This is a genomic window from Burkholderia sp. BCC0397, assembly GCF_902832865.1.
Lineage (GTDB): Bacteria > Pseudomonadota > Gammaproteobacteria > Burkholderiales > Burkholderiaceae > Burkholderia.
This window is the reverse complement of record NZ_CADFDL010000010.1, coordinates 83,137-105,352: the sequence shown is the minus strand read 5'-3', so window position 1 is coordinate 105,352 and position 22,216 is coordinate 83,137. Positions and strand designations below refer to the sequence as shown.

The following is a 22,216-nucleotide window of genomic DNA, read 5'->3' as shown; positions in this document are numbered from 1 at the left end:
GGAGGCTGCATGACCCTGGCGACCGCACCCACCATCCTGATCGTGCCCGGCTTGCGCGATCATGTCGAAGATCACTGGCAGACGCATCTCGAACGACGCTTGCCGAACACGCGCTCTGTCGCGCCGCTCGAAGCCGACAAACTGAGCCGCGCCGCGCGCGTCGCAGCACTCGATGCGGCGCTGGCCGCCATCGACGGCCCGGTGATGCTCGTGGCGCACAGCGCGGGCGTGATGATCGTCGTGCACTGGGCGCGGCAGGCCACGCGCGCGATTCATGGTGCGCTGCTCGCGGCGCCGGCCGATCTCGATACGCCGATGCCCGAAGGCTATCCGACGCCTGAGGCGCTCGCCGCGCACGGCTGGACCCCGGTGCCGACCGGGCCGCTGCCGTTTCCGAGCATCGTGGCTGCGAGCCGCAACGATCCGCTCGCGCGCTTCGAGCGCACCAGAGCACTGGCAGCAGGGTGGGGCAGTCGGCTCGTCGATCTCGGCGAGGTGGGACACCTCAACCCGGCGTCCGGGTATGGCGAGTGGCGTGATGCGGAGCGGTTGATCGGCGAGGTAGCAGTGCTTGGTAAGGACCGGTCCAGCTTGACAGACTGACATTCCCCGTATCATTCGGGCGCTCCGGCGCCTCTTCGGGTGCTATGATTGCCGACAACACGGCCGCTTGGCTCGAGTGCAGGCAAGTGGCTGATTGCTAATGTTTTTTAAGGTAAAAGCTATCATGGCCCCCAAAAAGAAAGACGCTGTACGGGGTGGAACTGAAACCCCGCACGATCATCCGGCCGACGACGGAGGTCAAGGCTTCGACGGAAACCGAGAAAGGTGACGTGCTTCGCGCCGCGCGAAAAGTCATTTCCGAACATCGAGACGTGCTGATCGCGTTGAAGGATCGTTGATTTGCTGGACCTTGATTACGTCATCACGATTCACGACGAAATCATCCGGGACCTTGGCGGTCTGAGCGGGTTTGCTCACGCTGGCCGGGGTGGTGTCGAGGCCGCCCTGCATCGCGTCGACAATCATGCCCATTACGCGGGCCTCGACGACGTGTTCGGGATTGCCGCAACCTATGCCGTTGCCATCGCGCGGGGGGCACGTGTTCAATGATGCCAACAAGCGCACCGGTCTTACCTGTGCCTTGACGTATATGGAGCGACAGGGTGTCTCGATTCCTCGCCTCGCCGATCTCGAAGATCTCATGGTCGACGTGGCGGACGGCAGCGTAAGCAGCGAGGAACTGGCCGAGTATTTCAGTGCAGTCTGGGAACTTTCCCTGTCCCGGTGACGGCGGCACGCCGAACCATCCTCTTTTCAGCCGCCCTTGATCACTCGATCACTTGCCGAGGCGCACGATCACTTTCTAACGGCCGGTTGTCATGACCTGCCGTTGTCGAACCGGTTTCATTCTGCCTCGCATCGACATACGACGTCCTAACACACGCCGCGTGTTTCATCCTGCTGATCGTTGGACTTGTCCCATCTGATGGGTCGCATCACTTTCGGAAGGTTTTTGTTAGGGAAATTCCCGCCCTGCGCCGCTCGGTTTTTTGTTGACCGACATCGTATAACGCCGTCATGATTTCCTGACAAGAAAGGTCCCATCCACCGACCGAAGTGAGGAGACATGAACACCACCCCGATCGCTCGCCGTGTCCGCCGGATCGCACTCGCACTGGGCTTCACGCTGTCGGCCGCCGCGGCCGTTGCCGCCCCCGTATCGCTGAACATCGTCGACGTCGCAGGCAATCTGCAGCTCACGCAGAAGGCCATCGAGGCGTTCAAGGAGAAGAACCCGGGTCTCGTCGCGAACGTCACGTTCACGAACGCGCCCGCGCCGCAGTTGCCGGGCAAGATCAAGGCGATGCAGGCGGCAGGGCGCTCCGACATCGACCTCGTGCTGACGGGCACCGACGCGCTGGCTGCCGGCATCGAGCAGAACCTGTGGCAGAAGCTCCTGCCCGACAACGCGGCCGCCTTCCCCGGCGTGCTCGACAGGTACGCGCCCGGCCCGCGCAAGATGCAGGATGTGGCACAGGGCTTCGGCCTCGAAGTGACCTACATGCCGGCCGGCCCGCTGCTCGAATACAACCCGGCGAAGGTCAGCGACCCGCCGAGGACGCCCGACCAACTGCTCGCCTGGTGCAAGGCGCACCCGAACAAGCTGATCTATGCGCGCCCGGCGAACTCGGGCCCCGGCCGCACGTTCCTGATGGGGCTGCCGTACGTGCTCGGCGACAAGAATCCGCAGGACCCGATCAACGGCTGGGACAAGACCTGGGCGTTCCTGAAACAGTTGAACGAATGCGTGCCGTATTACCCGGGCGGCACGTCGGCGGTGATGAAGGAGCTCGGCGAAGGCACGCGCGACATGACCGTGACCGTCACCGGCTGGGACCTCAACCCGCGCGCGCTCGGCATCGTGCCGGCCGAATTCCGGATCCAGGCGTTCGACAACATGACGTGGGTGAACGACGCGCACTACATGGTGATCCCGAAGGGCGTGCCGAAGGACAAGCTCGACGTGCTGTTCAAGCTGATGAACTTCCTGCTCGAACCGGCGCAGCAGGCGATGACCTACGACGACGGCTACTTCTATCCGGGCCCGGCGGTGAAGGGCGTGACGCTCGAGATGGCGCCCGCGCACAGCCAGGAGGTGATCAAGAAGTTCGGTCGCCCCGAATACGCGAAGCTGCTCGCCGATCGCCCGCACGTGCAGCCGCTCAACGCGCAGGCGATGGTCGCCGCGTTCCAGAAGTGGGATCGCGAGATCGGTTCGCAGAAATCGAAGTGACGCCTGAACCGGCGGGCGCCGCGGCGCCCGCGTCGACGGAGTTCGTGGAATGAAGCACAGTTTCGAACGGTTGCGGCTCGACGGCGTGTGCCGCAGTTTCACCAATGCGCAAGGCGCGCAGGTCGCCGCGCTGAACGGGCTCGACCTCGAGATCCGGCGCGGCGAATTCATCGCGCTGCTCGGCCCGTCCGGCTGCGGCAAATCGACCGCGCTGAACTGCATCGCCGGGTTGCAGCCGCTCACGCGCGGCGGCATCTGGCTCGACGACACGCGCATCGACGTGCTGCCGCCCGAGCGTCGCGGCTTCGGGATGGTGTTCCAGAACTACGCGCTGTTTCCGCACATGTCGGTGCTCGACAACGTCGGCTTCGGCCTCAAGATGCGCGGCGTGCCGAAGCAGGAAACGCGGCGGCGCGTGCAGCAGGCCCTTGAGCTCGTGCAGCTCGTCGGCCACGAAGGCAAGCTTCCCGGGCAACTGTCGGGCGGGCAGCAGCAGCGCGTCGCGATCGCGCGCGCGATCGTGATCGAGCCGCCGCTCGTGCTGATGGACGAGCCGCTGTCGAACCTCGACACGAAACTGCGCATCGAGATGCGCGCCGAGATCCGCCGCATCCACACGCAGCTCGAACGCGCGACGATCTACGTGACGCACGACCAGGACGAGGCGCTGTCGATGGCCGACCGCATCGTCGTGATGAAGGAGGGCGTCGTGCAGCAGGTCGCGTCGCCGAAGGATGTCTACACGCGCCCGCACAACCTGCATGTCGCGCGCTTCATGGGCTATCGCAACGTGCTGTCGTTTACGCTCGAAGGGATGGCCGGCGATTACGTGAACGTCGCGTCGGGCGGCGTGCGCCTCGCGGGCGTGCCGATGGCCGGCTTCGACGCGAAGGAGGTCGTGGTCGCGCTGCGCCCCGACGACATCGAGCGCGCGGAAGAAGGCGCCGACAATGCGTTCGACGCGACCGTCGAGACCGTCGAGACCGTCGAGTACGGCGGCCGCGACTCGCTGATCCGCGCGATCACGCCGTTCGGCGCGATCTGGGCCCGCGTGGCCGGCGAGTTCACGGAAGGTGAACCGCTGCGGCTGCGCGTGGCGCCGGCGCGCACGCTGGTCTATGCGGGAGACGTGCCATGAACGGGCTGCGCCAGGCGGCATGCGCGGCGGCGTCTCGCCCGGAGGCCGCATGAGCACGCTTGCGACCGGCCGCGCACCGCGCGACGCGAAAGCCTGGCTCGTCACGCCGGCGCTCGCGTTCATCGCCGCGCTGTTCATCTATCCGTTCGCGTACGGCCTCGTGCTGTCGTTCCAGCCGATGAACGGCGGCGGCGCGCTCGCGAACTACGTGCAGTTCTTCACCGACACCGCGATGTGGCCGACCGTGCTCGTCACGCTGAAGCTCGCGGTGCCGGCGACGCTGCTCAACGTCGGCATCGCGGTGCCCGTCGCGTTCGCACTGCGCCGCAACTCGCCGTACCAGAAGTTCGTCACGACGCTGCTCGTGATTCCCGTCACGCTCGGCACGGTGCTCGTCGCCGACGGGATGCTCACGTATTTCGGGCCGAACGGCTGGTTCCCGCAGGCGCTGCAGGGGCTGCACCTGTACACCGACGAAGTGCGCCTCACGCACAACTACTGGGGCGTGCTGCTGTCGCTGATCGTGTCGGGGTTTCCGTTCGCGTTCCTGCTGATGCTGTCGTACATCAGCGGCATCGACCCGACGCTCGCGCGTGCCGCTGCGACGCTCGGCGCGAACCCGTGGCAGCAGTTTCGCCAGATCTACCTGCCGCTGCTCGTGCCGGGGCTCACGATGGCCGCGTGCCTGTCGTTCGTGCAGGCGTTCTCGGTGTTCCCGTCGGCCGTGCTGCTCGGCGCGCCGGCCGGCCCGACGCGCGTGATCTCGATCGCGGCGGCCGAAGCCGCGTTCGAGAGCTACGACTATTCGCTCGCGTCGGCGATCGCGATCGTGATGAGCTTCGTGCAGTTGCTGGTGGTCGCGTCGATGCTCGGCGCGCGCCGCTTCTTCTATACGGGCGCGGTGACGGGAGGCAAGGGCTGATGGCGACCGACAATCATGCCGCTCGCACGTGGCCGCCGAAGCACGACGCGCCCGATGCGCGGCCCGTTGACACGGGGAAACCGCACCCGATGAGAAGCCACCTCGCCGGCCGCGCGTGGAAGGCGCTCGTCTGGGGGCTGATGGCGTTCTTCCTGCTGAACGTGATGCTGCTGATCGCGACCGTCGCGGTGAACTCGGTCGCGACGCGCTGGTTCGGCACGCCGTTGCCGCAGGGCTTCACGCTGCACTGGTATGCGAAGGCGTGGGAAGACTTCCAGCTCGCGAGCGTGCTGTGGGTGACCGTCGAGGTCGTCGGCGCGGTCGTGCTGCTGTCGATCGCGCTCGGCGTGCCGGCCGCGTATGCGCTCGCGCGCGTGCAGTTTCGCGGCAAGCGCTTCGCGCTGCTGGTGTTCCTGCTGCCGCTGATGGTGCCGCCCGTCACGTACGGGATTCCGATGGCGACGGTCATGTACAAGATCGGGCTCGCGGGCACGCTGCCGGGCGTGATCCTCGCGAACCTCGTGCCGGCGCTGCCGTTCGTGATCCTCGTCATGACGCCGTTCGTCGAGCAGATCGATCCGAACCTGGAAGCCGCCGCGCGCATCTTCGGTGCGAACACGTGGCGCTATTTCCGCTACGTGCTGCTGCCGCTGCTGGTGCCCGGCATGCTCGCGGCGGGGCTGCTTGTGCTGGTGCGCACGATCGGGCTGTTCGAGCTGACGTTCTTCACCGCGGGCCCGAGCACGCAGACGCTCGTCGTCGCGCTGTATTACGCGGTGTTCTCGACCGGCGTGCGCGCGCCGCAGTCGATCGACGCGATGGCGATGATCTACATGGCCATCACCCTTGTGTGGGTCGTGATCGCGCTGCAGTTCGTCAGTCCGACCCAACTCGTCAGCCGCGTGAAGCAGGAACGGCAGTAAACGCGGCGGTCGGTGCGAACGGCGGCGGGGCAGCGTGCCGCCCGTCGTTCCGTATGCATCCGTGCAATTGGTTACAAATGGATACCGCGAACGGCGCGCGGACGTTGCAGACTACGCGGCGTACCGGCTCGGCGATGCATTCTCAGGCATCGCCGCCTGCCGCCCGACGTTCACCCGATTCACGGATAGACATGAAGTTTCCCACGCTGCTGACGCTCGGCTGTGCCGCCACGCTGCTGGCCGCCTGCAATCTCTTCCACGACGGTCCCGGATCGAGCGACGTCGACGCCGCCGTGCGCCGCGCGCTCGAAGCGGAAAACCACGGCGGCCTGAACGCGCTGTTCGGCCAGCCGCTGCCCGTATCGGCCGACGTGATCTCGGCGAAGCTCGACGGCGATTGCAGGAAGGTCGGCGAACGCACGTACGCATGCGACGTGGTGGTCACGTGGCGCAATGCCGATTACGCGCCGTCGCGCGCGAACCTGACCTTCGTGCAGGCCGCCGACGGCGCGTGGCAGACGTCGGGCGTCGACGCCGCCATCGCGACCGGCGCCGCCAAGTCGCTGATCGACAAGATCGGCAAGGCATGGCCCGGCAACGCGGCCAGCGGGGCATCGGCGCCGCAGTAATCGATCGCAGTCCCTATCGTTGAGGACACAGCCGCCCCGGCTACGCGCGCCCCCGCGCGCGTCCCGGCTCGTATGAGCCGATTTCCGCAACGAATCGACGCATTGAAAAGCGAATCGAAATTCCGGAAAACGCAATTCTGCGTCGCTGCGTTCCGCCGCAGCAGTGCAACATCCGCGACCCTCCCGACAAACGGCGTCCATCCGCTCCTCCGGCTTGCAGTCGCAAGGGATGCAAACTATATATATGACTAATCGACACGTACCCCAGCAGCGGTGCGACATGCGGCGGGGCGCACCATCAGATCAAGATGACCGGGTGCCGAAGGGGAGCCCAGCATGGACGAGAGCGAGTCTGTCGCACGGATGTGTTCGGGTATCGGGTCGTCGAATGGATCGCCCGCGCTCGTCCGTCCCGGCTTCAGGCGGACGCTGGCGCTGATCGCGTGCTGCGTCGCGCTGACCGGCCGCGGCACCGGTTTCGCGGCAGAACCGGGCGTGACCGACGACACCATCCGCCTGGGCATGGTCAACGCGCAGTCGGGCAATTCCGCCGGCCTCGGACACGGGCTGATGATCGGCGCACAAGCCGTCTTCGACGACGCGAACGCACATGGCGGCGTGCACGGCAGGAAGATCGAGCTCGTCGTCGCCGACGATCGCTACGAACCCGACCGGACGGTGGACAACACGCTGGACATGATCGAGCGGCGCAACGTCCTTGCGCTGTTCGGCTATGTCGGCACGCCGACGAGCACCGCGGTGCTGCCGATCATCCGGGACGTCGGCATTCCGCTCGTCGGCACGTTCAGCGGCGCGATGGCGCTGCGCAGGCCGGTGATTCCGGAAGTCTTCAACATCCGGGCGAGCTATGAAGACGAAACGCGCGCGCTGGTCGACCATCTGATCGCGCACGACCATGCCAGGCGCTTCGCGGTGTTCTATCAGGACGACGGCTTCGGGCTCGCGGTGCTGGCGGGCACGCAGCTCGCGCTGCAGCGCCACGGCCTGGCGGTCGTCGCCACGGGCACGTTCCGCCGCGGCACGACGGCGGTCGACACGGGCCTCGCGGCCGTACTCGACGCTCGGCCGGACGTCGTCATCATGGTCGGCCCGTATACGCCGGTCGCCGCCTTCATTCGCGCGGCGCACCGCGAAGGCCTCACGGCGCGGCTCGCGGCGGTGTCGTTCGTCGGCGCCGACGATCTGTTGCGCCTGCTCGGCGACGAAGGGAACGGCACGCTGATCTCGCAGGTCGTGCCGCTGCCGCAGAACGAGCGCCCGGTTGTCCGGGACTGCGCGCGGCTGATCGCGCAGCGCTTTCCGGACGAGCACGTCGGCGTGGTGCACATCGAGGGTTGCCTCGACGCGAAGCTCGCGCTGATCGGGCTGGAACGCGCGGGCCCGGCACCGACGCGGGCCACGCTGAAGCAGGCGCTCGAATCGATCCGGGATCTCGACCTGGGCGGCCTGGTGGTGACCCTGGGCGTCGACGATCACCAGGCGCTGAACGACGTGTTCCTCACCGAAATCGCACACGGCCGCGTCACGCCGCTGGACGCGTCGGCCAGATAACCGGCCGGATGGCCGCGCGCGAGGCCATCCCGGTCCTGGAGGGCTGCATGGACATCAAGGCGAAGCTCGTCACCAGCACCAGCCTGATGCTGCTGGGCGCAGTGGCGATTTCCGCGACCAGCCTGATCGCGGTGCACGGCATTGCGTCCGGCGTGCGCACGCTGACGACCGAATCGCTGCCCTTGCAGGTGCGCAGTAACGAACTCCAGCGCGCGTACGCGGAACTGGCCGTGGATTTCAACCGGCTCGAGCGGGCGCAGGATGCAACGGAACGGCAGCAGTCGTCGGCGGAGATCGATACGCAATTGCAGCGGATCACGGGTATCACGGCCGCCGTGCGCGCGATCGACCGGCACGGCATCGACGAACCGTCCGCCGACCTGCGGACGATGCTCGGGTCGATGAACGAAGGCGTCGACAAGCGGCTGCGGGGCGATGCGCAACTCGCCGCCGAACGCGGGCTGATCGAGCGCGTGCAGGCGCGGGGCGCCACGCTGCTGACCGAGATCGGCAAGGAAACCGCGCGGCTGGACGACGATGCCGATGCCGCGGTGAGCGACGCGCTCGCGGCCAACACCGCGTACAACCGGACGATTCATGCGCTCGACCAGGTGCGCACGAACGTCAAGGACATCATCACCGTCGCCGGCCGCGTCGACGTCGCGCCGAACCGATACCGGCTCGCGCCGCTGCGCGAGCGCATGCAGGCGTCCATCGACGGCGCACGCCATGCGCTCGCGATCGCGGTGCCGAGCCTCGATGCCGCCACCGCGCAGGGCGTGACGAGTTTGCTCGGGCGCGTGACGGCCGACCTCCTCGACGACCACGACGGCCTCGTCGCGCTGCGCGGCACCATGTTCGCGGAGCCGTCCGTCGCGACCCGCTACCGCACGAAAGAGGACAAGGCGCTGCAGTCGCTCGATGCGCTGGACGCGAAGCTCGCGGAGATCGCGGACCCGTTCGCGCTGCAGATCGTCAAGGCGCGACAGCGCCTCGACGAAGCGATCGAATTCCGGCGCCGCGCCGCGCGGATCGCGTCGCTGTCGGCGGTGGTGAACGGCGGCATCAACGCGTTGGCGTTCGACCTGCGCATGGTCGCGCAAAGCGACAGCGTGGAGCGCCTGAAGCGCGCCGACGACGAGCTGCGCACGAACGTCGGCACGCTGACCGCGTCCGCCGGCGCGCTGCGCGATGCGCTCGCCGCAGACGGCCCGGGCAACGCGAAGCGCGCACAGGATGTCGTTGCGCTGACCACGGAGCTGGCCGGCTCCGCGCGCCGCATCCTCGCGGTGAAGTCCGACATGCTGTCCAACGACGTGGCCATGCAGCGCATCGTCGCGGACGTCGACACGACGGCCAATCGCCTCGCGGCCTACACCGAACAGGAGGCCGTGCGCGTCGACCTTCAGCAGCGCGGCATCGTATCGGACGTCTACCGGGCCGTGGCGACCGCGTTCCTGATGATCGTAGGGGTATCGTTCTTGCTCGCGATCGGCGGCCTGGTGATCAGTCATCGGCTCGGCACGTCGATCTCCCGCCCGCTGTCGAACCTGACGCGCACGATGGCGCGCATCCGCAGCGGCAACGACCTGTCGCTGCGCATGGCGCACAAAGGCAGCGACGAAGTCGCGGCGCTGATCGCCGGCTTCAACATGATGCTCGACGAAATCGAGCGCCGCGACGTCGATTTGCAGGCGGCGATCGCCACGGCCGAAGCCGCGAATTCGGCGAAATCGGAGTTTCTCGCGCGAATGAGCCACGAGATCCGCACGCCGATGAACGGCGTGCTCGGCATGACCGAACTGCTGCAGCGCACGCGGCTGACGTCGAAGCAGCGCAAGTTCGTCGACACCGTGTACCGATCCGGTCAGACGCTGCTCGTCCTGATCGACGACATTCTCGATTTCTCGAAGATCGAGGCCGGCAAGCTGACGCTGGAACGCATCGATTTCAACCTGCATCAATTGCTCGACGATGTCGTCGCGCTGCTGGAGCCCAACGCACAACGCAAGGCGCTTGCGCTCGTGTACCAGCGCGGCGACACCGTTCCGGAATGGATGCGCGGCGACCCGGTGCGGTTGCGCCAGGTGCTCATGAATCTGCTCGGCAATGCGATCAAGTTCACCGAGCACGGGCACGTCGCGCTCACTGCATCGTATGCGGACGACGGCCGTCTCGTGTTCTCGATCGCCGACAGCGGTATCGGCATCGCGCCCGAGGTGGCCGCGCAGTTGTTCCGGCCGTTCCAGCAGGCCGACAACTCGGTCGCGCGCAAATACGGCGGAACCGGGCTCGGCCTCGTGATTTCCCGCCAGTTGGCCGAGATGATGGGCGGTGCGCTCACGCTCGAATCGACGCCCGGCAAGGGCTCGGTGTTTACCGTGACGACCCCGTTCGAGCCGGCGTCCGGCGAGGTCGGCGTCGCATCGGCGGCAAGGCCGTCGCTCGCCGGCCTGAAGGTGCTGATCGTGGACGACAGCGAAACCGATCGCAGCGTGCTGCTCGAACATGCGATCGAATGGCAGCTGTGCGTCGCCACGGCGATCGGCGGTGACGACGCGCTGTCGCAGTTGCGCTCGGCGGTCGCCGACGGCGCACCGTTCGATCTCGCGATCGTCGACGTGCGGATGCCGGGCATGGACGGCATCTCGCTCGTGCAGCACATCCGCCACGATCCGTCGCTGCGTGCGCTCAGGATCATCACGCTGACCGCGTTCGAGATGATGGACAGCGTCCTGATCGCGCGCGAACTCGACATCGCCGCCCGGCTGACGAAGCCGCTCCATGGGGTCAACCTCTATATGGCCATCGCGTCGGCGATGCACGTGATGCCGCCGCGGCTGACGTCGGCCGAGCCGGTGTCCGACGACGCCGGCGCGGGCCGGCCGCTCGACGCGATCCCGGCGCGCGTGCTGCTGGTGGAGGACAACGTCGTGAATCAGCAGATCGCACTCGCGATGCTGGAGGACACCGCTTATCAGGTCGCCGTGGCCGACGACGGCGAGCAGGCCCTGAACCGGCTGGCGGACGACGTATTCGACGTCGTTCTGATGGACTGCCAGATGCCGAGGCTCGACGGCTTCGAGGCGACCCGGCAGTTGCGCCGTCGCGAAGCCGAAGCCGGTGCGCCGCGCATGCCGGTCATCGCGTTGACGGCCAACGCGCTCAGCGGCGACCGGGAGCGCTGCCTGGCCGCCGGCATGGACGACTATCTCGGCAAGCCGTTCCGCCGCGATGCGCTGCTGCGGACGCTCGCGCGCCATGTCGGCGGCGCGGCATGCGCGCCGGCCACCGAAAGCGATGCGGCCGTGACCGGCGCCGGCATCGAAACGAGTCCGGAAGCGGGCGGGGGCGCCGCCCCCGATCCGGACGACGACGCAAGCGTGATCGACCACAAGGCGCTCGATGCATTGCGCGCGCTTCAGCGGCCGGGCCGCCCGGATGTCCTGACGCGCATCATCGATCAATTCACGGCGGATGCGCCGCGGCTGATCCGCGACATGCATGCGGCGGTCGACGCGGGCGACGCCGATGCGCTGAAGCTGGCCGCCCACACGCTGAAATCGAGCAGCGCGAACGTCGGCGCGCACCTGCTGTCGGCGCGTTGCCGCGAGATCGAGCGGCTGGCGCGCGCCGCCGACGTGAACGCGGCGGTGGAACTGGTCGCCGGCACGGACGCGGAATTCGGGCAAGCGCACGCCGCGCTGATGGCGGAGCGCGTCGACAGTTGAACGGAGGCCGGCCGATCGCCATGGCGATCGCGACGCGGCATGAACAGGAGGACGGTCGTGAACCAGGAACAGGCCGATGTGCCGGCGATTCTGATCATCGATGACGACGTGATGACGCGCATGCTGGTCGTGGAGACCCTCGAACCCGAAGGGTTCCGCGTCGAGGAAGCGACCGGGCCGCAGGACGGCATCGACGCGTTCCTGCGTCATCGTCCCGCCGTCGTGCTGCTCGACGTCGAGATGCCGGGCGGCGACGGATTCGACTGTTGCCGCACGCTGCGCGCCATGCCCGAAGGGCGCCGCGTGCCGATCGTCATGCTCACGGGCAACGACGACGACGCATCGATCGCCAGTGCGTTCGACGCCGGCGCGACCGACTTCGTGTCCAAGCCCATGCGGTGGAAGCTGCTCGGCTACCGGATCCGCTATCTGCTGCGCGCCGCCGCGGCGGTCGAAAAGCTGGCGACCACCGAGGTCAGCCTCACCCATGCGCAGGCGCTCGCGCACCTCGGCAACTGGGAATATCAGGCCGGGCGGACGGACGGCTACTGGTCGCCGGAGCTGTACCGGATTCTCGGGCTCGACGCCGCCCGCACGCCGCCGACCTTCGAGCGCCTCGTGCAGGCCGTGCCGCCCGACGAACAGCCGCTGCTCGTGCAGTCGTACACGAGCCTGCGCACCGAAGGCGTCGCGTTCTCGCTCGAGCATCGGCTGATCCATGCGGACGGCACCGAGCGCTGCGTGCTGCACCAGGCGGAATCCGGTCGCGATCCGAATCACGCGATCATCCTGCGCGGCATCGTCCAGGACATCACCGAACGCAAGATGCAGCAGGGCCGCATCGAATACCTGGCCAATCACGACGCGCTGACCGGCCTGCCGAACCGCAATCTGCTCAGCGACCGGATGGAGCAGGCGATGTCGCAGGCGCGCCGCACCGGGCAGCTGATCGCGGTGATGGTGCTCGACCTCGACCGCTTCAAGCACGTCAACGACAGCTTCGGCCACTCGGTCGGCGACGGACTGCTGCGGGTCGTCGCCGCGCGTCTGAAGAGCTCGGTGCGCGACGGCGACACGGTCGCGCGGCTCGGCGGCGACGAGTTCGTCGTGATGCTGGTCAACCTGGCGACGGCGTCGGACGCGGACGCGATCGCCCGCAAGATCCTGGACACCTTCATCGCACCGTTCGTGCTCGACGGCCACGACCTGCACGTGACGACCAGCGTCGGCGTCAGCCTCTGCCCGACCGACGGCACGGACGCGGAGACGCTGCTGAAGACGGCCGATGCCGCGCTGTATTGCGCGAAGGAGCGCGGGCGCAATTGCTACAGTTTCTATACACGCGAACTGGGTGCGCGCGTGGAAGAGCAGGCCGTCATCGAAACCGCGCTGCATCAGGCCGTCGCGAACGGCGAGCTCGAGCTGTACTACCAGCCGAAGGTCGATCTCAAGACCGGCCAGATCAGCGGCGTCGAGGCGCTGATTCGCTGGCGACGTCCGGGGATCGGCATTGTTCCGCCCGACCGCTTCATCCCGATCGCCGAAGAAAGCGGGCTGATTCTGCCGATCGGGGAGTGGGTATTGCGCACCGCGTGCGCACAGGCCGTTGCGTGGCGGCGGGAAGGGCATCCGCCGATCCGGATCGCCGTCAACCTGTCGGCGCGCCAGTTCCGGCAGCAGGACGTGGCCGACATGGTGCGCACGACGCTCGAGGAAACCGGTCTCGCGCCGGACTCGCTCGAACTCGAACTGACCGAAAGCGTGCTGATGCAGGACTGCAACGCGATCGCGCACACGCTGCGCGAGCTGAAGGCGCTCGGCGTCGTGCTGTCGCTGGACGACTTCGGCACCGGCTATTCGAGCCTGTCGTACCTGAAGGACTTGCCGATCGACGTCGTCAAGATCGACCGGTCGTTCCTCAGCGACGTCACCACCAGCGCGGAAGGCGCGTCGTTGACGCGCTCGATCATCGCGATGGCGGAGTCGTTGCACATGGAGACGGTGGCCGAGGGCGTGGAGACGGAAGCGCAGTTGTCGTTCCTGAACCGGCATCACTGCCATTCGATGCAGGGCTACTACTTCAGCCATCCGGTCACCGGCGAGGAGATCGCCGACATGTTGTCCGCCGGCTCGGAGCTTCCCGAGCACTGCCGGCAGCGCGAGCTGCTGCACCGGACGCTGCTGCTGGTGGACGACGACCGCGCGGTCCTGCAGATGCTCCGGCAGGCGCTCGGCCGCGACGGCTACGAGATACTCGCCACCACCGATCCCGACGAAGCGCTGGACCTGCTCGCCCAGCATCGCGTCGGCGTGATCGTGTCGGACTTCCGGATGCCGAGCGTGTCGGGCATCGACCTGCTGCAGCGTGTGAAGGCGCTGTACCCGGACATCGTGCGCATCCTGCTGTCGGGCTACGGCGAAGGGACGTCGATCGCCGACGCGGCCGGCAACGGATCCGTCCAGAAGCTGCTGATCAAGCCATGGGACGTCGCGCTGCTGCGCAAGCACATTGCCGAGTCGTTCCAGCGGTTCGAGCACACGTCGCTGAGCCGGGCAGACCTCGGCGTGGGCCGCCTCGGCATTCATCCGTCTCCGCTGCGGTCTCCCGACGTGGCGGAACCGCACGATCGGCCTTGAACGGCGCCGGCGTCGCTGCGGGGCCGCGGGCCGCCGGCGCGAAATGACGACGAAAAGGGGGACGACCGGAGCGATCCTCGGTATGCCGGCGCGCATATAGGGAAAACCCTTATCCTTGGTTATAATGTCGGCCTAGAAGAAAGGTCGAACCATGCCCGAACGTTTCCAATCCCTTGAAAAATTTGTGTTTTCCCTGGTCGTGATGTCCGCGGTCGTCTGCTCCGCCTTCCTCGCGTACGAGCGTCACCCCGAGATCAAGATCGCCCTGCATGAAGGCGAAGCGCTGATGCGCGAAAGCGCCAAGTATTCGGTCATCTGCTCGCCGTCCAAGGTCGATCCTTGCGTCGAGATGTCCGCTTACTGAGTCTCGCCCCCGCTGACGCATCTCCGCTGATTCCCGCCGACGCGCGGCCGACGGCCGACACGCAGCGGCGGCGCGCATCGCGCGCTCACGCGCACCGGTTCCGGTCGCGCGTCGCCTGAACACTGCTTCTGAGCACCACCTGCCCGATTCTCGGATCCCGCTGCGCCTTGCTGTCCACAGCGCGCCTTCACGTCTTCACGTGCTCCGAACCCGCATCGCGAGTTTCGACGCACTGATGCGCCGCGCATCGAGCGCGGTTTGCCAGAGCGCCATTCCGCAGCCGATATCGCCGCCGATCAGCGCCGGATACAGCCGGCCCATGGAAAAGAACGCGGCGCCGACCGGGTAGCCGCGTCCGGGATGAAGATCGGGCATGCCGGCGACGCGCCGCATGCCGGGGAGGGTGGCAGCCTGTTCGAGCTGCAGGATGGCCTCACCTTCGATCCAGGTGGTAGCGCAAGCGCACAGCGTGATGCGCTCGGCCAGGTATTGCATGGAAGTGCCCATGGAGGTTTCCGTTCGATGAAAAGGAAGAACGGCGGGCCATGGCGCGGGCAGCGCACACATGCGCTGCCCGACATCGGAAGTCGGGAGGAGGGCGGCACGACCGGACCGGAACGATCCGGCTCATCGCGATGACGGCGATGCGACGTGCTGCGTGGCGTGAACGACGAAACGAACGGACGCGAAAAACCCGAACTACGACCCGCGACGGGAGGAGCGTTGGCGTGACGTCATGATGTTCTTCTCCTTGCGAGTGAGGGGTTGATCGGAATGGCGGCGACTCTAGCATGCACGCAACGGGCGCAGCAAGCGGGCAGTGCGAGGTCGCCGCTCGATTCGGCGCGTGATGTGGCGAAAAACACACACATAGGATTCCGAATCATTTATGCGCCGATCACGCGTGCCGCGCGTCGCAGCAGGTGTTCAACACGTTCGGACGACCACAACGGACACACCCGGTCGCGCTTGACACCGCCAAAACCGTTTCGTAGCATCCGCCTGCTTCATCCCTGAACCCTCATCGAACCGGTGATCCAAGTGCCCGCAATCATTCGTCCCTTCGCCTGATACGCCGACGACTGCCGTCCCGGCCGCGTGTCGTCCTGCCCGTTTCCGTTCGCGCCATCGCGCCGGAACGGTGATCGCAGGGCCGCGCCCGGACTCGCACTGACACCGCAACGCACTCCAATCCGTTCGTTCACGTCGTCGGCTTTTTCCCTGTTTCCGGAGAAAGACCATGACGCTGGATTTTCGCGCCTACGCGCAATCGCTCGACCTCGCCCGCTACCCGCGCACGCCGCATCTTGAAGGCTCGCGCCTGCAGGACGGCGACGAAGGTCACGACCACGTTCCCTATCGCACCCTCGCGGGCGCGCACCTCGTCGTCGAGGAAAAGCTCGACGGCGCGAACACGGGCATCAGCTTCAGCCCGGCAGGCGAGCTGCTGCTGCAGTCGCGCGGCCACTATCTGGCCGGCGGCGGCCGCGAGCGGCAGTTCGGTTTCGTGAAGACCTGGGCAGCGGCCCATGCCGGCTGGCTGCTCGACCGCCTCGGCGATCGCTACGTGATGTACGGCGAGACGATGAGCAAGAAGCACGCGGTGTTCTACGACGCGCTGCCGCATCATTTCTTCGAATTCGACGTGTTCGACCGCGCGACGGGCCGCTTCCTGTCGACGCCCGCGCGGCGCGCGCTGCTCGCCGACGGACCGGTGCTGTCGGTGCCCGTGCTGTACGAAGGTGTCGCGCCGGCGCGGCTCGCGGACCTCAAGGCGCTGCTCGGTCCGTCGCTCGCGAAGACGCCGGACTGGCGCCGCGCGTTCGAGGACACCGTGCGGCGGCAGGGGCTCGACCTCGCGCGCGCCTAGCAGCAGTGCGACAAGTCGGAGCGGTCCGAAGGGCTCTACGTGAAGGTCGAGACCGACGATACGACGACCGCGCGCCTGAAGTGGGTGCGCCACGATTTCGTGCAGGCGATTCTCGCTTCCGCGCGCCATCACTCGGAGCAGCCGTTCATCCCGAACCTGCTCGCGCCGGGTGTCGACCTGTATGCGCCGCGTCCGACGGTGACGTGGGCGTCGAGCCCGGCAGCACATCCGAACCCATGAATGCGAAGCGGCCACATGCCGCTTCGACAGGAGTCCAGATCATGAAGTACGAACATCTGCAGGCGCTCGTGCCTGCGCCCGGCCAGCAGCCGGACTATCACGCGTGCCTCGCGGCGTTCCCCGCGCTCGAACACGCGAAAACGACCCCGCAGGAGCCCGCGCATCACGGCGAAGGCGACGTGTGGACACATACGATGATGGTGATCGATGCGCTGCTGGCGCTGCCCGGTTATCGGGCCGCGTCGCGCGCCGACCAGGAAATCGTGTTCCTGGCCGCGCTGCTGCATGACATCGCCAAGTCGAGCACGACGGTCGTCGATCCCGTCACCGGTGCGATCGGCCATCCCGGCCACTCGCGCAAGGGTGCGATCGATGCGCGCATCGCGCTGTGGGATGCCGGCGTGCCGTTCGCGGTGCGCGAGGCCATCTGCCGGATGATCGCCGTGCACCAGGTGCCGTTCTTCGCGATGAGCGGCTCGCGCCGCGGCACGCCGGAGTTCATCGCGCGCGAACTGTCGTGGCAGGTCAGCCTGCCGCTGCTGTGCCTGCTCGCCGAAGCCGACATCCGTGGCCGCATCTGCAACGACACGCAGCGCGTGCTCGACAACATCGAGCTGTGGCGCGAACTGGCGCGGGAGGACGGCTGTTACGGCCAGCCGCGTGCATTCGCCGACGCGCATACCGCACTCAGCTATTTCCGCGGCGCGGACGTGCATCCCGACTATCCGCTGTTCCGCACGCCGGGCTCGCCGGTCGTGGTGATGGCGGGCCTTCCGGCATCGGGCAAGAACACGTGGGTTGCGCGGCATCATCCGGATCTGCCGGTCGTGTCGTTCGACGATGCGCGCGATGCATTGGGGCTGCGTCACGGCCGCAACGAGGGCGCGGTCGCGCACCATGCGGTCGATGCCGCGAAGGCGTTGTTGCGCGACCGGCGGCCGTTCGTGTGGAATGCGACGAACCTGTCGCCGCTGATGCGCAAGAAGACGCTCGACCTGCTGTATGCGTACGGCGCCGACGTGACGCTCGTCTACCTCGAACGGCCGCGCGCGGAGCTGTTGCGCCGCAATGCGCGGCGCGACACGTCGCTGACGAACCGTGCGCTCGAGGCGATGCTGCTGCGCTGGGATCTGCCGCTGCCGACCGAAACGCATGCGGTGCGCTACGAAGTCTGACGCGGCGATGTCGTCGCGCGCGCCGGTACGCCGCCTGTCACCGCGGCGTACCGGCGACGCGCATCATTTCAGTTCCGGATTCTGCTGCGTCGCGCACGCGCGCAGCGCGGTGACGAGCGCGTTGTTGCCGAGTTTCTCGAACAGATCGGCCATCTCCATCTGCGCGACGGGATCGCCTTCGCGCGCCGCGCGCCAGCGCAACGACGCGATCATCCCGCTCATGCGTTCGCCGGGCGTTTCGCCGTCGTAGCCCGACATTGCCTGCATCACGTCCGCGAGCTTGTTGTATCCGGCCGGCACGTGATGCGCGAGCAGCCACGCGACTGCCGGCTGCGCGCCTTCCCAATCCTCGTCCTCGAGGGAACTGTTGACGAGACGCGCTGCCGCACGCCACGAACCGAGCGACGCGGCTGTCGCGTACGCCTTGTCGGCATCGCGGCCGCGTGGCGACGGCGCCGCGTCGAACGCGGCCTGGGCGGCGGCCGACGGCGGCGGCAACGCGAGCTTCGTGCAGCGGAACGCGCCTGCATCGGGCGCGTTGGCGGGCAGGGCGGCCCAGCGCGCCTGGTCCTTCAGTGCGAGATCGAGCGTCGGCCGTACGTCGCTTTCCTTCATCGACGCGAATACCCAGTCGGTGCGGACATGACGGGCAGTGTCCCAGTCGCCTTCGGCAGCGGCGTGTTGCGCGAATGCGAGGCAACCAACCAGGCTACCGATCCGGGAAATCTTTCGGACAGGAAGTTTCATTGCGATCTCTGGTCTTTCTTCGCTGCGACGACGAATGCGGTGAGCGCGAACGGTAACAGCGCGACGCCGAGCAGGCCGATCGCACCGTCGGCCGCCATCGTGATCGGCGACAGAGCGAGCTTCGCGCCCTTGCCGAGTACCGATGGCCGCTCGATGACCTTGACGTCATACTCGTGATTGAACGCCTGCGGGAGCGACGACGGCGTGACGTCGTTCGGCTGGTAGCGCTTGCCGCTGATCGTCCCGCTCTCCGTCAGCTGGTAGCGCTGGTCCTTGAAACCGTCAGCGAGCGCACGCTCGCGAAGCTCGGAGCCGGGAGGCGCATCCTCGCGCGAAAGCCGCAGCACGTAACGCCCGGAAATCGTATCGCCGTGCGTCTCGAATTCGTCGAAATCGGTATACAGCCTGGCGCGATAAGGTGCCGTGAGGTTGGCGGCGAGGGCAGGCGGCAGATCGAAAATATAGTGATACTGCTTGCCTATCACGACGAGTTTTTTCCCGTCCGCGCTGATCAGAAACGCCGAGAGCGTTTCCCGATATTCAGGATCCTTCATCATGCGATTGGTGACGGGACCGAAATCGGTGCAGCCGCCAAGCATGCCGGACGCCGCCACGGCGGGCAGCGCGAGAAATGTTCTTCTTTTCATGAATCGTGAATGTTGTAATGGTGTTGTTCGTTATTCGGCTAAACCGCATGAATGTCGGCGAAGCGTTCGACGAACGCTGCTCGCTGACGGCCTTGGATGCGGTTTCTCCGACCGCTATTCTAGGGGTGAAACCGGAAATGCGATACGTGCGGCCGACGCTTCGGCCGCCATCAGGAGACAAGCGACATGAACCAACCGACCGACCACCGGACAACCCTGTTGCGCACGCTCGGCATCCGCGCGCCGATCGTTCAGGCGCCGATGGCCGGCGTCAGCACGCCGGCGCTGGCGGCCGCCGAGCTGTTCGCGGCGCTCGAACGCGAAACGCGCGCGGCAATCGAGCGGCTGCAGCACGTGCTGGACTGAGCGCGCGCGCCGCGGATTTGCAATGTCCTGTATCTGCGCCGACCGCCGATACAGTGCGATACAACGCCCGCGCGCAGGTTCGCTATAAAGCAGGCATGACCGCTTCGGAGTCCATCATGTCTGCCACCTGGTTCAAAGGGTCCTGCCATTGCGGGGCCGTCAAGTTCGAAGTCAGGGCCGCCATTGCGCCGGCCGGCCGCTGCAACTGCAGCCTGTGCCGCCGGCGCGGCACACTGATGAGCCCGATGTTCGCCGCCGCCAACCTGACAATCGTCGAAGGCGAGGGCGCACTGACGTGTTATCGCTTCAACACGCACACGGCGCGCCACTATTTCTGCAGCCGGTGCGGCGTCTATCCGTTCCACCAGACCCGCAAGGATCCGGCGTGCTGGCGCGTCAATCTCGGTTGCCTCGATGGCGTCGATCCGTATGCGCTCGACGCGACCGTCGCCGATGGTGCGAGCCTCTCGATCGTGGAGGACGCATGAAACGCTGGCTGATGATCCTGCTGTTTGCTGCGGGTGGGCTCGCGACCGAAATCGCACATCCGGTGCAGTGCACGTTGCTGTCGGTCAGCCGTCAGCAAACCGGCAAGCGTCGCAAACCGGGCTGAGCGCGCGGCGCGTCAGCCTATCGACACCGATTATCATGCTTCCGATAAGATCGCATGCGATATATAATGCGATCGTCTGCGACCGTTCAAGTCGCTGGAGGAAGTCCATGAAACCGACCGAAACCCCGTCGCCTGCCGCGCCGAAGCTGTCCGAGTTCCTGTGCTTTGCGATCTACTCGGCGAACCTCGCGTTCGGCAAGGCGTACAAGCCGATCCTCGACGAACTCGGTCTCACGTATACGCAGTACATCACGATCATTGCGCTGTGGGAGCAGGACAACCAGACCGTCGGCCAGCTCGGCGAGAAGCTGTTCCTCGAATCCAATACGCTGACGCCGATCCTGAAGAAGCTCGAGGCAATGGGCTACCTGGAGCGGCATCGCGATCCGTCCGACGAACGCCAGGTGCTCGTCAGCCTGACGAAAAGCGGTCGCCGCGTGCGCGAGAAGGGGCTCGACATGAACCTGGTCGAAGCCACCGGGCTGAAGCCGGACGAATTCGCGAAGGTGCAGAAGGCAATCGTCACGCTGCGCGGCAACCTGATCCGGTCGACCGAAGCATAAAAATACTCAGACACGGCAAGCGGCCGACGCGTGAATCGCGCCGGCCGCTTTGTCATGCGTGCGCATCGCCCAGCACCAGCAGGTGCATCTCGCGACGGACGACGAAACCGAGCGCGAGATAGCGTTCGATCGCCACCTGGTTCGTCGTGAGGACATGCAGGAACGGCGTTTCCGCACGCGCACCGATCGTCGCGATCAACGACCGGATCAGCCGAGCCGCCAGCCCTTGCCGCCGAAACGCGGCATCCACGCAGACGGCGCTGATCTCGGTATATCCGTCGACCTGCATCCGCTGGCCGGCCATCGCGGCCAGCCGGCCGTCACTGCGCACGCCAATGTAGTGGCCAAGCTCGAACGTGCGCGGGCCGAACGGGCCCGGCTGCGCGGCGGCGGTCAGCGCGAGCATGTCCGGCACGTCGGCTTCGCCGAGCGGAACAGATTCCGATTCGTGTGTCGGATCGAACGCCCCTTGCCAGGTCATTTGCAGCAACGTCGCGCGCCGGATCACCGACAAGCCTGCTGGCGGCTCGATCTCGTCCGGCGTGACGAGCGCCGCCGGCCCGTGTGCAGCGATCAGCCCACGCAGTGCGTCGAACGACGCCGGGCTCGTGTCGTCGATCGCGGCAAACGGCGCGATGGCTGTCGGGAACCGCACCGCACGGCCCTCGCCGCGCGCAAAACGGCGTTGCCTGCCCGTGAGCGCATTCCAGACGACCCGGTCGAGCACGTGCGCATCGCCTGTCGCGTTTCCGGTCGTGGCGTCCGACATCGCGGCTCCTTGGTGGAAGTTGAGGTGCCGCACAGAATAATCCTGGATGGGCCGGACAGGTAGCGCTGGCGATGCAGCCCCGGACAAAACAAATAGAAAAAGCGCACGCGATTACATCGCATGCGCCTTACATGAGAGGCTTCAGCGACCGAATTCGCCGTATCGCACTCAATGGCCGAAATAGATCGAGCGCTCGGCCGTGCGAATCGCACCGCGGTTGCCGGACTGAGTGGCGCCGCCGGCATCGCTGCCGTAACCGGCTGCCTGCGTATCGGCCGCGACCGCGCCGTTGTCGCGAATCCGGTTCAGCGCCGCCTGGATATTGTCCGGGTAGTGCGGATCATTGGGGCGATTCGGCTGATAGCCGGCTTGCTGCAATGCGGCCAGTTCCGCACGCACCTGCGCACGCGTGACGGTGCTTTCGCCGGCAAAAACCGGTGCGGCGACGGAGGCCGACACGGCAACGAGAAGGGCGGCAATCAGTTGGGTCTTCATCATTCACCTCGACAAAAA

At 66.7% G+C, this 22,216-nt stretch carries 21 protein-coding genes and 3 pseudogenes; 19 read left to right on the top strand and 5 right to left on the bottom strand.

Annotation, left to right across the window (positions count from 1 at the left end):
* Positions 1–9 precede the first annotated feature (9 nt).
* The 13 genes from HWX03_RS26460 (at position 10) to HWX03_RS26405 (ending at position 14,713) form a co-directional block, all read left to right on the top strand.
* Positions 10–603 carry an alpha/beta hydrolase gene (locus HWX03_RS26460; RefSeq protein ID WP_175873258.1) on the top strand — a complete coding sequence of 198 codons (594 nt, stop codon included), beginning with the start codon at positions 10–12 and terminating at the stop codon, positions 601–603.
* Positions 604–758: 155 nt separating this feature from the next.
* Complete coding sequence (locus HWX03_RS26455) at positions 759–902, top strand: hypothetical protein (RefSeq protein ID WP_175873257.1); 144 nt, start codon at positions 759–761, stop codon at positions 900–902.
* A 1-nt stretch (position 903) separates the two neighbouring features.
* On the top strand, positions 904–1,113 hold the full coding sequence (locus tag HWX03_RS37055) for a hypothetical protein (protein WP_244132788.1): 210 nt from the start codon (positions 904–906) through the stop codon (positions 1,111–1,113).
* The gene (locus HWX03_RS37050) at positions 1,103–1,291 is read left to right on the top strand and encodes a hypothetical protein (RefSeq protein WP_244132787.1); all 189 of its coding nucleotides are present in this window, start codon (positions 1,103–1,105) and stop codon (positions 1,289–1,291) included. Before HWX03_RS37055 ends, HWX03_RS37050 begins: the two co-directional genes overlap by 11 nt.
* 339 nt (positions 1,292–1,630) lie before the next feature.
* Positions 1,631–2,797 (top strand): extracellular solute-binding protein, encoded by a 1,167-nt coding sequence (locus HWX03_RS26445; RefSeq protein WP_175873256.1) that lies wholly within the window; start codon positions 1,631–1,633, stop codon positions 2,795–2,797.
* 49 nt (positions 2,798–2,846) lie between these two features.
* Complete coding sequence (locus tag HWX03_RS26440) at positions 2,847–3,935, top strand: ABC transporter ATP-binding protein (protein WP_175873255.1); 1,089 nt, start codon at positions 2,847–2,849, stop codon at positions 3,933–3,935.
* A gap of 49 nt (positions 3,936–3,984) precedes the next feature.
* Entirely contained in the window at positions 3,985–4,857 is an 873-nt protein-coding gene (locus HWX03_RS26435; RefSeq protein ID WP_175873254.1) for a sugar ABC transporter permease, read from the top strand.
* Positions 4,857–5,780, top strand: coding sequence for an ABC transporter permease (locus HWX03_RS26430; RefSeq protein WP_175819811.1), 924 nt, complete (start codon positions 4,857–4,859; stop codon positions 5,778–5,780). The genes HWX03_RS26435 and HWX03_RS26430 overlap by 1 nt, the downstream gene beginning before the upstream one ends.
* Before the next feature lie 191 nt (positions 5,781–5,971).
* Positions 5,972–6,409 carry a hypothetical protein gene (locus tag HWX03_RS26425; RefSeq protein ID WP_175873253.1) on the top strand — a complete coding sequence of 146 codons (438 nt, stop codon included), beginning with the start codon at positions 5,972–5,974 and terminating at the stop codon, positions 6,407–6,409.
* 336 nt (positions 6,410–6,745) lie between these two features.
* Positions 6,746–7,981 carry an ABC transporter substrate-binding protein gene (locus HWX03_RS26420; protein ID WP_175873252.1) on the top strand — a complete coding sequence of 412 codons (1,236 nt, stop codon included), beginning with the start codon at positions 6,746–6,748 and terminating at the stop codon, positions 7,979–7,981.
* 47 nt (positions 7,982–8,028) lie between these two features.
* Positions 8,029–11,712, top strand: a complete 3,684-nt coding sequence (locus tag HWX03_RS26415) for a hybrid sensor histidine kinase/response regulator (protein WP_175873251.1) — start codon at positions 8,029–8,031, stop codon at positions 11,710–11,712.
* Positions 11,713–11,769: 57 nt separating this feature from the next.
* A complete protein-coding gene (locus HWX03_RS26410) occupies positions 11,770–14,349 on the top strand; it encodes an EAL domain-containing protein (RefSeq protein WP_175873343.1) in 2,580 nt (859 codons plus the stop codon).
* Positions 14,350–14,500: 151 nt separating this feature from the next.
* Positions 14,501–14,713: a hypothetical protein gene (locus tag HWX03_RS26405; RefSeq protein ID WP_014897011.1), complete on the top strand. Its 213-nt coding sequence runs from the start codon at positions 14,501–14,503 to the stop codon at positions 14,711–14,713.
* A 219-nt stretch (positions 14,714–14,932) separates the two neighbouring features.
* Here the strand turns inward: HWX03_RS26405 and HWX03_RS26400 are convergent.
* Positions 14,933–15,220 (bottom strand): annotated as a pseudogene (locus HWX03_RS26400) (RtcB family protein); the annotation flags it as partial.
* Between the two features lie 733 nt (positions 15,221–15,953).
* Here HWX03_RS26400 and HWX03_RS26395 point away from each other — a divergent pair.
* Both HWX03_RS26395 and HWX03_RS26390 read left to right on the top strand, forming a co-directional pair.
* Positions 15,954–16,823, top strand: a pseudogene (locus tag HWX03_RS26395) (RNA ligase family protein).
* A gap of 41 nt (positions 16,824–16,864) precedes the next feature.
* Complete coding sequence (locus HWX03_RS26390; RefSeq protein WP_175873250.1) at positions 16,865–17,998, top strand: AAA family ATPase; 1,134 nt, start codon at positions 16,865–16,867, stop codon at positions 17,996–17,998.
* 63 nt (positions 17,999–18,061) lie between these two features.
* On the opposite strand, the gene HWX03_RS26385 is transcribed toward HWX03_RS26390, so the two are convergent.
* Both HWX03_RS26385 and HWX03_RS26380 read right to left on the bottom strand, forming a co-directional pair.
* A complete protein-coding gene (locus HWX03_RS26385; RefSeq protein WP_175873249.1) occupies positions 18,062–18,745 on the bottom strand; it encodes a hypothetical protein in 684 nt (227 codons plus the stop codon).
* A complete protein-coding gene (locus tag HWX03_RS26380; RefSeq protein WP_244132785.1) occupies positions 18,742–19,344 on the bottom strand; it encodes a 5-formyltetrahydrofolate cyclo-ligase in 603 nt (200 codons plus the stop codon). The genes HWX03_RS26385 and HWX03_RS26380 overlap by 4 nt, the downstream gene beginning before the upstream one ends.
* Before the next feature lie 234 nt (positions 19,345–19,578).
* On the opposite strand from HWX03_RS26380, the pseudogene HWX03_RS26375 reads away from it, so the two are divergent.
* The 4 genes and pseudogenes from HWX03_RS26375 to HWX03_RS26365 all read left to right on the top strand — a co-directional run.
* Positions 19,579–19,689 (top strand): annotated as a pseudogene (locus HWX03_RS26375) (nitronate monooxygenase); the annotation flags it as partial.
* A gap of 185 nt (positions 19,690–19,874) precedes the next feature.
* Positions 19,875–20,246 carry a GFA family protein gene (locus HWX03_RS26370; protein WP_175873342.1) on the top strand — a complete coding sequence of 124 codons (372 nt, stop codon included), beginning with the start codon at positions 19,875–19,877 and terminating at the stop codon, positions 20,244–20,246.
* Positions 20,243–20,371 carry a hypothetical protein gene (locus HWX03_RS37265; protein ID WP_256122098.1) on the top strand — a complete coding sequence of 43 codons (129 nt, stop codon included), beginning with the start codon at positions 20,243–20,245 and terminating at the stop codon, positions 20,369–20,371. Before HWX03_RS26370 ends, HWX03_RS37265 begins: the two co-directional genes overlap by 4 nt.
* Before the next feature lie 107 nt (positions 20,372–20,478).
* A complete protein-coding gene (locus HWX03_RS26365; RefSeq protein WP_006482257.1) occupies positions 20,479–20,934 on the top strand; it encodes a MarR family transcriptional regulator in 456 nt (151 codons plus the stop codon).
* Positions 20,935–20,986: 52 nt separating this feature from the next.
* On the opposite strand, the gene HWX03_RS26360 is transcribed toward HWX03_RS26365, so the two are convergent.
* The gene (locus HWX03_RS26360) at positions 20,987–21,703 is read right to left on the bottom strand and encodes a GNAT family N-acetyltransferase (protein WP_175873247.1); all 717 of its coding nucleotides are present in this window, start codon (positions 21,701–21,703) and stop codon (positions 20,987–20,989) included.
* Positions 21,704–21,871: 168 nt separating this feature from the next.
* Positions 21,872–22,201: a DUF4148 domain-containing protein gene (locus HWX03_RS26355; RefSeq protein ID WP_175873246.1), complete on the bottom strand. Its 330-nt coding sequence runs from the start codon at positions 22,199–22,201 to the stop codon at positions 21,872–21,874.
* Positions 22,202–22,216: the final 15 nt, after the last annotated feature.

Bases quoted from the DNA above. Each gene is read 5' to 3' on its own strand.
- HWX03_RS26460 (WP_175873258.1), top strand. From the start codon at position 10: ATGACCCTGGCGACCGCACCCACCATCCTGATCGTGCCCGGCTTGCGC.
- HWX03_RS26445 (WP_175873256.1), top strand. From the start codon at position 1,631: ATGAACACCACCCCGATCGCTCGCCGTGTCCGCCGGATCGCACTCGCA.
- HWX03_RS26440 (WP_175873255.1), top strand. From the start codon at position 2,847: ATGAAGCACAGTTTCGAACGGTTGCGGCTCGACGGCGTGTGCCGCAGT.
- HWX03_RS26435 (WP_175873254.1), top strand. From the start codon at position 3,985: ATGAGCACGCTTGCGACCGGCCGCGCACCGCGCGACGCGAAAGCCTGG.
- HWX03_RS26430 (WP_175819811.1), top strand. From the start codon at position 4,857: ATGGCGACCGACAATCATGCCGCTCGCACGTGGCCGCCGAAGCACGAC.
- HWX03_RS26425 (WP_175873253.1), top strand. From the start codon at position 5,972: ATGAAGTTTCCCACGCTGCTGACGCTCGGCTGTGCCGCCACGCTGCTG.
- HWX03_RS26420 (WP_175873252.1), top strand. From the start codon at position 6,746: ATGGACGAGAGCGAGTCTGTCGCACGGATGTGTTCGGGTATCGGGTCG.
- HWX03_RS26415 (WP_175873251.1), top strand. From the start codon at position 8,029: ATGGACATCAAGGCGAAGCTCGTCACCAGCACCAGCCTGATGCTGCTG.
- HWX03_RS26405 (WP_014897011.1), top strand. From the start codon at position 14,501: ATGCCCGAACGTTTCCAATCCCTTGAAAAATTTGTGTTTTCCCTGGTC.
- HWX03_RS26390 (WP_175873250.1), top strand. From the start codon at position 16,865: ATGAAGTACGAACATCTGCAGGCGCTCGTGCCTGCGCCCGGCCAGCAG.
- HWX03_RS26385 (WP_175873249.1), bottom strand. From the start codon at position 18,745: ATGAAACTTCCTGTCCGAAAGATTTCCCGGATCGGTAGCCTGGTTGGT.
- HWX03_RS26380 (WP_244132785.1), bottom strand. From the start codon at position 19,344: ATGCTTGGCGGCTGCACCGATTTCGGTCCCGTCACCAATCGCATGATG.
- HWX03_RS26370 (WP_175873342.1), top strand. From the start codon at position 19,875: ATGTCTGCCACCTGGTTCAAAGGGTCCTGCCATTGCGGGGCCGTCAAG.
- HWX03_RS37265 (WP_256122098.1), top strand. From the start codon at position 20,243: ATGAAACGCTGGCTGATGATCCTGCTGTTTGCTGCGGGTGGGCTCGCG.
- HWX03_RS26365 (WP_006482257.1), top strand. From the start codon at position 20,479: ATGAAACCGACCGAAACCCCGTCGCCTGCCGCGCCGAAGCTGTCCGAG.
- HWX03_RS26360 (WP_175873247.1), bottom strand. From the start codon at position 21,703: ATGTCGGACGCCACGACCGGAAACGCGACAGGCGATGCGCACGTGCTC.
- HWX03_RS26355 (WP_175873246.1), bottom strand. From the start codon at position 22,201: ATGATGAAGACCCAACTGATTGCCGCCCTTCTCGTTGCCGTGTCGGCC.